A 512-nucleotide genomic window follows, 5' to 3' on the forward strand; every position below is an offset into this window, starting at 1 on the left:
GAGTTCCCCCGCTCGCTGCCGGCCGCGGTGCGCTACGTCGGCCCGGTCCTCCACACCCCGCCCACCCCGGCGCCGCCGCCGGAGCTCACGCCCGGACGGCCCGCCGTCCTCGTCACCGCCGGGACGCACCTGCCCTGGCACAAGCAGGCGCTCCTCGCCGCCGCCACCGAGGCCGCCGCCGCCCTCCCGGACGTCGACCTGCACGTCAGCCTGGGCGGCGACCCCGTGCCCGCCGCGGCGCTCGGGAGCGGCGTCACCGTGCACCAGTACGTCGACTACGCCCGCGACCTGGCCCGCTTCGCCGCCGTCGTCCACCACGGTGGCGCCGGCGTCCTCGGCCACACGCTCCCCGCCGGGCTGCCCGCCGTGGTGGTGCCGGTGGACTACGACCAGTTCGACCACGCCGTCCGCCTCACCGAGGCCGGCGTCCGCGTGGCCGTGACCACCACGCTCGCCGCCGCGTGCCGGACGGTGCTCGCCGAGCCGTCGTACCGGCGGGCGGCCGAGGACAT

The 512-nt window shown here is 78.7% G+C and carries 2 protein-coding genes; one reads left to right on the forward strand and one right to left on the reverse strand.

Annotated elements, in window-relative coordinates; genetic code table 11:
* The coding region (locus N4S67_RS27950; protein WP_260996316.1) for a hypothetical protein at positions 1 to 264 on the reverse strand (264 nt) is incomplete at its 3' end.
* On the opposite strand from N4S67_RS27950, the gene N4S67_RS27955 reads away from it, so the two are divergent.
* The coding region (locus tag N4S67_RS27955; protein ID WP_313959995.1) for a glycosyltransferase at positions 259 to 512 on the forward strand (254 nt) is incomplete at its 3' end. The genes N4S67_RS27950 and N4S67_RS27955 overlap by 6 nt on opposite strands.

Origin of the sequence: Mycobacterium deserti, assembly GCF_025345615.1 — a bacterium.
GTDB lineage: Bacteria > Actinomycetota > Actinomycetes > Mycobacteriales > Mycobacteriaceae > Mycobacterium > Mycobacterium deserti.